General features: G+C 71.7%; 8 protein-coding genes. 5 read left to right on the top strand and 3 right to left on the bottom strand.

What is annotated here, in order from left to right; translation table 11 throughout:
- A partial coding sequence (locus AC507J_RS26255; RefSeq protein ID WP_496292062.1) for a hypothetical protein occupies positions 1-804 on the top strand: 804 nt, incomplete at its 5' end.
- 231 nt (positions 805-1,035) lie between these two features.
- On the opposite strand, the gene AC507J_RS26250 is transcribed toward AC507J_RS26255, so the two are convergent.
- Positions 1,036-1,860 carry a TetR/AcrR family transcriptional regulator gene (locus tag AC507J_RS26250; protein ID WP_496292060.1) on the bottom strand — a complete coding sequence of 275 codons (825 nt, stop codon included), beginning with the start codon at positions 1,858-1,860 and terminating at the stop codon, positions 1,036-1,038.
- 103 nt (positions 1,861-1,963) lie between these two features.
- Here AC507J_RS26250 and AC507J_RS26245 point away from each other — a divergent pair, with 103 nt between their 5' ends.
- Positions 1,964-2,626, top strand: a complete 663-nt coding sequence (locus AC507J_RS26245; protein WP_496292058.1) for a GNAT family N-acetyltransferase — start codon at positions 1,964-1,966, stop codon at positions 2,624-2,626.
- 55 nt (positions 2,627-2,681) lie between these two features.
- On the opposite strand, the gene AC507J_RS26240 is transcribed toward AC507J_RS26245, so the two are convergent.
- Together AC507J_RS26240 and AC507J_RS26235 are read right to left on the bottom strand one after the other, a co-directional pair.
- Complete coding sequence (locus tag AC507J_RS26240) at positions 2,682-4,265, bottom strand: MFS transporter (protein ID WP_496292056.1); 1,584 nt, start codon at positions 4,263-4,265, stop codon at positions 2,682-2,684.
- Between the two features lie 105 nt (positions 4,266-4,370).
- Positions 4,371-4,982 carry an acyl-CoA-like ligand-binding transcription factor gene (locus tag AC507J_RS26235; protein ID WP_496292081.1) on the bottom strand — a complete coding sequence of 204 codons (612 nt, stop codon included), beginning with the start codon at positions 4,980-4,982 and terminating at the stop codon, positions 4,371-4,373.
- Between the two features lie 145 nt (positions 4,983-5,127).
- On the opposite strand from AC507J_RS26235, the gene AC507J_RS26230 reads away from it, so the two are divergent.
- The 3 genes from AC507J_RS26230 to AC507J_RS26220 all read left to right on the top strand — a co-directional run bounded on the left by AC507J_RS26230 (position 5,128) and on the right by AC507J_RS26220 (position 7,176).
- A complete protein-coding gene (locus tag AC507J_RS26230) occupies positions 5,128-5,469 on the top strand; it encodes a PadR family transcriptional regulator (protein ID WP_496292054.1) in 342 nt (113 codons plus the stop codon).
- Complete coding sequence (locus AC507J_RS26225; RefSeq protein WP_496292052.1) at positions 5,466-6,422, top strand: HAAS signaling domain-containing protein; 957 nt, start codon at positions 5,466-5,468, stop codon at positions 6,420-6,422. The genes AC507J_RS26230 and AC507J_RS26225 overlap by 4 nt, the downstream gene beginning before the upstream one ends.
- A 157-nt stretch (positions 6,423-6,579) precedes the next feature.
- Complete coding sequence (locus AC507J_RS26220; RefSeq protein WP_496292050.1) at positions 6,580-7,176, top strand: LemA family protein; 597 nt, start codon at positions 6,580-6,582, stop codon at positions 7,174-7,176.
- The last annotated feature ends 10 nt before the right edge of the window (positions 7,177-7,186 follow it).

The raw sequence follows: 7,186 nt of genomic DNA, 5'->3' as shown, positions 1-7,186 counted from the left end.
GATGCCGAGGAGGCGATTTCTGTGCACCGTTTCGCGTACGTCGCGGTGGCGACCGTCCTGGCCCTCGTCGGGGCCGCCCCGGCCGTTGCCGGGCCCGTTCCCCATACCGTTTCCCCGGTTGCGGCCGAGCTGCCGGCCGGGGCGGCCCGCGCCGACCACCGTGCCGAGCTGTTGGCCGGGACGGCCACCGACCACCATGCCGAACTGTCGGCCGGGACGGCCACCGACCGCCACGCTGAACTGTCGGCCGGGACGGCCACCGACCACCGTGCCGAACTGTCGGCCGGGACGGCCACCGACCACCATGCCGAACTGTCGGCCGGCGGGACCGCCACCGACCACCATGCCGGTCCGTCGGCGGGCACCGACCTGCTCAGCGTGCGGGGAGCGGGTCCGTTCCGGATCGGCGCACGCCTCGATCGGCTGACCGCCGCCGGGCTCATCGACTGGTCGGTCTCCCCCTGCGACGGGATCGTCCACGCCGGTGTCGTCGGCGAGTGGGCGGGCGTCATCATCGTCACCTTCCGCTCCGGCCGGCTGGTGGAGGTTTCCACCGCCACCGCACCGCCGCGTTCTCCGGCCGGCGGGGGCGTCGGGATGAGCTTCGCCGCGCTGGAGACGATCTACGGCCCGCGCGGCGCGCTGATCAGCAACGACGCGGGCACCGCCAGCGCGTACCTGGTGCGGTTCGGCTCGCGGGTGGAGCTGTTCACCGGGCACCCGATCCGGCCCGGGGTCGGTGCCTTCCAGGTCGGGCTGGCGTCCTTCGTGGAGCGCAACTTCCGGCAGGGCGGCCCCTGCTGATCCGCCCCGGGTGGAGCCGGAACGCACCGACCGGCTCCAACCCGACGGCCAGCGGCCCCGGGGCGATACGCGCCGGGGCCGCTGGCACCACGAATCCGACTCGACGGTGCCGGCGAAGCCGACTCGGCGGTGCCACGAAGCCGACTCGACGACGCCACGAAGCCAACTTGACGCCGCCACGAAGCTGACTCGACGCCGCCGCGGAGCCGACCTCGACAGCGGCGTCGACCGTCACACCGGTATCAGGCCGTCGACCAGGCGGGCCAGGCCGAACTCGAACCACTGCGCCAACTGTGGATCCGGGGTGGCCGTCGGGACCGGCCGGGCGGCTGCCAGCCAGCCGCGTCCCCGGGTACGCCCGGTGCGTTCCAGCCGCGCGAAGGTGCCGGCCCACCAGGTGTCCCAGGGCGTGGCGCCGGCCGCGCGCTCGGCCCGCTCGGTCACGTGCAGCAGCGCCATGCCCTGCACGTAGCCGCTCAACGTGAGGTAGCCGGCGAGGGCGTCCGGCGGGTCGTACCCGGCGTCGGTGAGGGCCGCGACGGTGCCGTCGATCACGGCCAGGATCGCCGGGCCGACCGGCGGCCGGGTGGTCGCCAGAACGGCCAGCAACCACGGGTGCCGCCGGTACAACGACCATTCGGCGCGGGCCAGTCGGAGCAGGCGCTCACGCGGCGTTCCCCGGTCCCGGTGGGGTACCCGGCCGCCGTCCAGCACCTGCTCGGCCATTGCCGCGAGCAGGTCGTCCCGGTTGCGTACCCAACGGTAGACCGCGTCCGGGGTGAGCCCGACGCGGTGCGCCAGGGCGCGCACCGAGACCGCGTCGAGGCCCTCGGCGTCGGCCAGCCGGACCGCGCTGCGCACCAGGTCGTCCCGGGTGGCGACGCCGTGACCGTCCCGCGTGCCGAGCGGACGCCGCGGCGGCGCGGTCCGTCCCTGGTCCCGGCGGCGGCGGTACGCGCGGGCCTGGCAGCCACGTGAGCAGTACCGTCGGGGCCGCCCCCGGCCGGGTCCGGGCGGCAGTCCGCCGCCGCACTCGACGCATCGGGCCCCTGTCATCCCGGCTTCCTTTCGTCACCCCGCCTGCTGTGACGAAAGTACTCCCCGGTCGCCGACCGGCCGGCCAGCATCGGAGGTGACAGCCACCGACCGAGGAGCGATCGTGTCCCACACCCCCGCCGTACGCGTACGGCTCGCCGTCACCGCTGATCTCGACGCTCTCGGGCCCGCCTACACCGCCGCATTCGTCGACGAGGCGGTGCTCTGCTGGGTGCTGCCCGACCCTGCGGAGCGGGCCGCGCGCACCCCGGCGATGTTTCAGGAACTGCTGAACGACGCCGTCCGCGACGAACAGATCACCGTCGCCGAGCTTCCCGACGGCACCCTGGCCGGAGTGTCGGCGTGGGTGGGTCCGACCGACCCTGCCGCCCTGCCGGACCCGGCCGCGCGTCCGGTGGAGGTCACGCCCACGGACGACCCCGTCGCCCGGCGGCTGGCGACGGTCACCGGGACGGTCGCCGCCCACCGTCCCCGCCAGCCGCACCTCTACCTGGCGTCGATGGGCGTGCGACCGGAGCAGCGCGGCCGCGGTCTCGGCGGCGCGATGCTCGGTCACCGCCTCCGCGAGGCGGACGCCGCCGGCCTGCCGACGTACCTCGAAGCCTCGACCGAGCGCAGCCGCCAGCTCTACCTGCGGCACGGTTTCCACGATCACGGCCAACCGCTGGCCCTGCCCGACGGTGGTCCCGTCCTGCGGCCGATGTGGCGGCCCGCCGCGAACCCGGCCGGCCGCGACCCGACCGTCCGGCCGCACGGCCGGACGTGACGCCGACACCGGCGCAGTTGCGCCGGTGCCGGTGCCGGTGCCCCGGTCGGGTGGTTCAGTGCCCGGCGGTCAGGCCCGCCGCCTCCTTCTCGGCGCGCTCGTCGCCGCTGATGGTGTGCAGTTCCTTCTCCCGGATGAACAGCACCGCGACCAGGGCGAGGAACGCGATCGGCGCGCCGATCAGGAACAGTTCCGAGGTGGCGGTGGCGTACGCGTCCCGCACGATCACCAGCACCGGTTCGGGCAGGGCGGAGAGGTCGGGCACCTCGGTGGTACCGCCGTCGGACGCACCGGCGGCCGGTCCGAGCTGCGCGCTCATCAGGCCGGTGACCCGGTTGGCCAGCACCGCGCCGAGGGCGCTGACACCGATCGCGCCGCCCATGCTGCGGAAGAAGGTGAGTACGGAGGTGGCCGCCCCCAGCTCGTGGGCGGGCACGTCGTTCTGGGCGGCCAGCACCAGGTTCTGCATGAGCATGCCGACCCCGATGCCGAGCAGCGCCATGTAGCTGAACAGCAGCGGCAGCGGGGTGTCGACGTCGATGGTGGACAGCAGCAGCATCCCGACCACCATCACCGCGGCCCCGGCCACCAGGTACGCCTTCCAACGGCCGTACTTCGTGATGAGCTGACCGGCGACCGTGGAGGAGACCAGCAGGCCGAGGATCATCGGCAGGCTCATCAGGCCGGCGACGGTCGGCGACTTGCCCAGCGAGGTCTGGAAGTACTGGGACAGGAAGACCGTCCCGCCGAAGAGGGCGACGCCGACCAGCATGCTGGCGAGGGTGGTCAGGGTGACCGTGCGGCTGCGGAAGATCTTCAGCGGGATGATCGGCTCGGGTGCCCGGGACTCGACCCAGACGGCCACCAGCAGCATCGCCAGCCCACCGACGACCATCAGGACCGTCCAGCCGGAGGCCCAGGCGAACCTGTGCCCGGCCAGCGACGACCAGATCAGCAGGGTGGATACACCGGCGGTGATCAGCGCCGCGCCGGCCCAGTCGATGCGTACCTTGCGGCGGATGACCGGCAGGTGCAGGGTGCGCTGGAGCAGCACGATGGAGAGGATGCTGAACGGTACGCCGATCAGGAAGCACCAGCGCCAGCCCAGCCAGGAGGTGTCGACCAGGACGCCGCCGATCAGCGGCCCGGCGATGGTGCCGACGCCGAAGACGGCGCCGAAGATGCCGGCGTAGCGGCCCAGTTCGCGGGGCGGGATCATCGCCGCCATCACGATCATCGCCAGGGCGGTCATGCCGCCGGCGCCGATGCCCTGCACCACCCGGCTGACCAGCAGCACCTCGACGTTCGGGGTGAGCCCGGCGATCAACGAGCCGAGCACGAACAGGCCGAGGGAGAGCTGGATCAGCAGCTTCTTGCTGTAGAGATCGGCCATCTTGCCCCAGAGCGGCACGGTGGCGGTCATGGCCAGCAGTTCGGTGGTGACGATCCAGGTGTAGACGGTTTGGCTGCCGTTCAGGTCGGCGATGATGCGTGGCAACGCGTTCGCCACCACCGTCGAGGCGAGGATCGCCACGAACATGCCCACCATCAGCCCCGAGAGGGCCTGGAGGATCTCGCGGCGGGACATCCGGCCGTCGTCCGCCTCGGGCGCGGCGATCGGCTCGGTCGTACTCGTCATGGGGCTACTTCCTCACGCGTGGTCGCTGTCCCCGGCGCGGTCGCGCGGGGAGGGTGCTGGTCTGGGTGCTGGCGGGTCAAGGTCACCGGCGCGGCGGGCTCGGCGTCAGCCGGTGCGGGGGTCGGGCAGGCCGGCGGCGACGGCGGCGAACGCCTCGTCGATCAGCGCGGCCAGGGAGCCGGCGCCGCCGCCGGTCGCCCAGCGGATCATCGCGGTATGCAGGGCGGCCCCGGCGACCGCCACGACCAGGGCGGGGTACGGGTCGGCGCTGGACAACCCGCTACGTGCGGCGATCGCCTCGACGAGGGCCCGTTCGGTGGTGGCGTTGCCGGCGACCAGGCGGGCCAGCAGCACCGGGTGTTGCGTCACCACCCGCATCCGGAGCAGCCACAACTCGGCGTCGCCCTGCACCTCGTCGGCGAATTCGACCAGGGCGCGCCGGAGCGCCTCCAGCGCGGGTTGTTCCGCCGGCACGGCGGCGAGCGCGCGGAGCACGCACTCCCGGTCGCCCTCGGTGTTGCCCACCAGGGCGTCGTCCTTGGTCGGGAAGTAGTTGAAGAAGGTCCGCGCGGAGACGTCGGCCGCCTCGCTGATCTCCTCGACCGTCACCTGGTCGAGCCCGCGCTCGGCGACCAGGCGCAACGCGGCGGTGGCGAGGGCCGCCCGGGTCTGCCGCTTCTTGCGGTCCCGCCGGCCCAGCGTCGCCGTCCCATCCATGGTCACGCCCGAACTCTAGAACCAAAGATGCAGTCTCTGCAAAGTTTTATTTTGTGATACGAAACGCCTCGCCCGACACGATGTCGTGTGACGGACATTGCTGGGCGTTAGACAATAGTGTGTGCCACACAGTATCGTGTGACGCATGGTCAGCGACGACGTGCTGCGGACACACCTTCAGGAGCTACGCCGGGGGACGGTGGTGGTGGCCAGCCTGGTGGCGCTCCGCCGGCCCGACTACGGCTACGCGCTCCTGCAACGACTCACCGGGCACGGCTTCCCAGTCGATGCCAACACCCTCTATCCCCTGCTGCGGCGGCTGGAGGAGCAGGGGCTCCTGAGCAGCGAGTGGAACACCGAGGAGAGCCGGCCGCGCAAGTTCTACCGCACCAGCGAGGCCGGCGAACAGCTGCTCGGTCGGTTGCTCGACGACCTCTCCGCCGTCCAGTCCTCCCTGGCCACCCTGATCGAAGGAGCCCCCCGATGACGACAAGTCTGACCGACCGGTACCTCGCCGCCACCCTGCGCTCGGTGCCGACCGACCGCCGCGACGAGATCGCCACCGAGCTGCGCGCCTCGATCGCAGACATGATCGACGGCCGCACCGCCGAAGGGCTCGACGCCGCCACCGCCGAACGGGACGTGCTCAACGAGCTGGGCGACCCGGCCCAGCTCGCCGCCAGCTACGCCGACCGCCGGCTCCAACTCATCGGGCCGGAGTACTACCTGGCCTGGCAACGGCTGCTGATCGTGCTGGTCAGCACCATCCCGGCCATCGTCGGCACCGTGGTGGGGGTGGTCCAGGCCACCACCAGCGACAACGCGGCCGGCGCCATCGGCGCCGGCATCTCCGCAGCGATAAACGTCGCGTTGCAGATCGCGTTCTGGGTGACGGCGGTCTTCGCCGTACTGGAACGGCTAGGCACCTCACTGAACCTGCCGCGCTGGTCCGTCGACCGGCTCCCCGACTCGCCCACCGAGCGGGACACCACCCTCGTCGACACGTGCGCCTCGATCGTCATGCTTGTGCTGTTCATCGCGGCCCTGCCGTGGCAGCACTTCCAGACGGTGGTCGGCGACGACCGCCGGCTGCCGATCATCGATCCGGCGCTCTGGAGGTCCTGGCTGCCGGCGCTGATCGTGGTCCTGCTCGCCAGCATCGTCCTGGAGCTGGCCAAGTACCGGGCCCGCCGGTGGACCTGGCCACTGGTCGGCGTGAACGCGGTACTCGGCCTGGCCTTCGCGGTGCCGGCGATCTGGCTGCTGCTCACCGACCGGTTCTTCAACCCCGACTTCGTCGCCCACTTCGCCTGGCTGCGCGACGGCGGCGCCGACACGATCTCCCGGATCAGCGTGGTGGTCATCGTCGCCATCACCCTCTGGGACATCGCCGCCAGCGCCCTGAAAGCCCACCGCGCCGCCCCCACCCCGCCTCGTTGATCATGAGGTTGGCGGCAGTTTGAAGATCAACGACTGCCGCCAACCTCATGATCGACGCCGATGGGGTGGGTGGGGGGTGCGGGCGGTCGGAAGCAGGTCTGGCAGTGCGAACGTACGATGATCAGCGGTAGGACCGACGCGGAGCGAGGGAGCGGCCATGGAATTGATCATCGGGTTGGTGTGTCTGGCGTTGATCGTCGTGGCGGTGCTCGGCTTCGGCGTGTCGATCTACAACGGGCTGGTCCGGGCCCGCAACGCCTACCGCAACGCCTTCGCCCAGATCGACGTGCAACTGGTCCGGCGGCACGACCTCATCCCCAATCTGGTCGAGACCGCCAAGGGCTACCTCAAGCACGAGCGGGAGACCCTGGAGGCGGTGATCTCCGCCCGCAACGCCGCCGTCAACGCGCAGGCCACCGCCGCGGCGGCACCCGGCGACCCGGCGGCGATGCAGCAGCTCAGCGGCGCGGAGAACGCGCTCACCGCCACCCTGGGCCGGCTCTTCGCGCTCTCCGAGGCGTACCCGGACCTGAAGGCCAACCAGAACATGATGCAGCTGTCGGAGGAGCTGACCTCGACGGAGAACCGGGTCGCCTTCGCCCGGCAGGCGTACAACGACTCGGTGATGGCCTACAACAACAAGCGCGAGGTCTTCCCCTCCAGCCTGGTCGCGGGGATGTTCTCGTTCGGGCCGGCGGCGCTCTTCCAACCGGACGACCCGACGCAGCGTCAGGCCCCGCAGGTCTCCTTCTGAGTATCGGCGA

This window comes from Micromonospora sp. PRAS1, from assembly GCF_059553435.1.
Note: the sequence above shows the minus strand (reverse complement) of the source record. Positions and strands in the feature narration are given on the sequence as shown.

Coding starts and splice junctions, on each gene's coding strand:
- AC507J_RS26250 (WP_496292060.1), bottom strand. CDS start 1,860: ATGACAGGGGCCCGATGCGTCGAGTGCGGCGGCGGACTGCCGCCCGGA.
- AC507J_RS26240 (WP_496292056.1), bottom strand. CDS start 4,265: ATGACGAGTACGACCGAGCCGATCGCCGCGCCCGAGGCGGACGACGGC.
- AC507J_RS26235 (WP_496292081.1), bottom strand. CDS start 4,982: ATGGATGGGACGGCGACGCTGGGCCGGCGGGACCGCAAGAAGCGGCAG.
- AC507J_RS26230 (WP_496292054.1), top strand. CDS start 5,128: ATGGTCAGCGACGACGTGCTGCGGACACACCTTCAGGAGCTACGCCGG.
- AC507J_RS26225 (WP_496292052.1), top strand. CDS start 5,466: ATGACGACAAGTCTGACCGACCGGTACCTCGCCGCCACCCTGCGCTCG.
- AC507J_RS26220 (WP_496292050.1), top strand. CDS start 6,580: ATGGAATTGATCATCGGGTTGGTGTGTCTGGCGTTGATCGTCGTGGCG.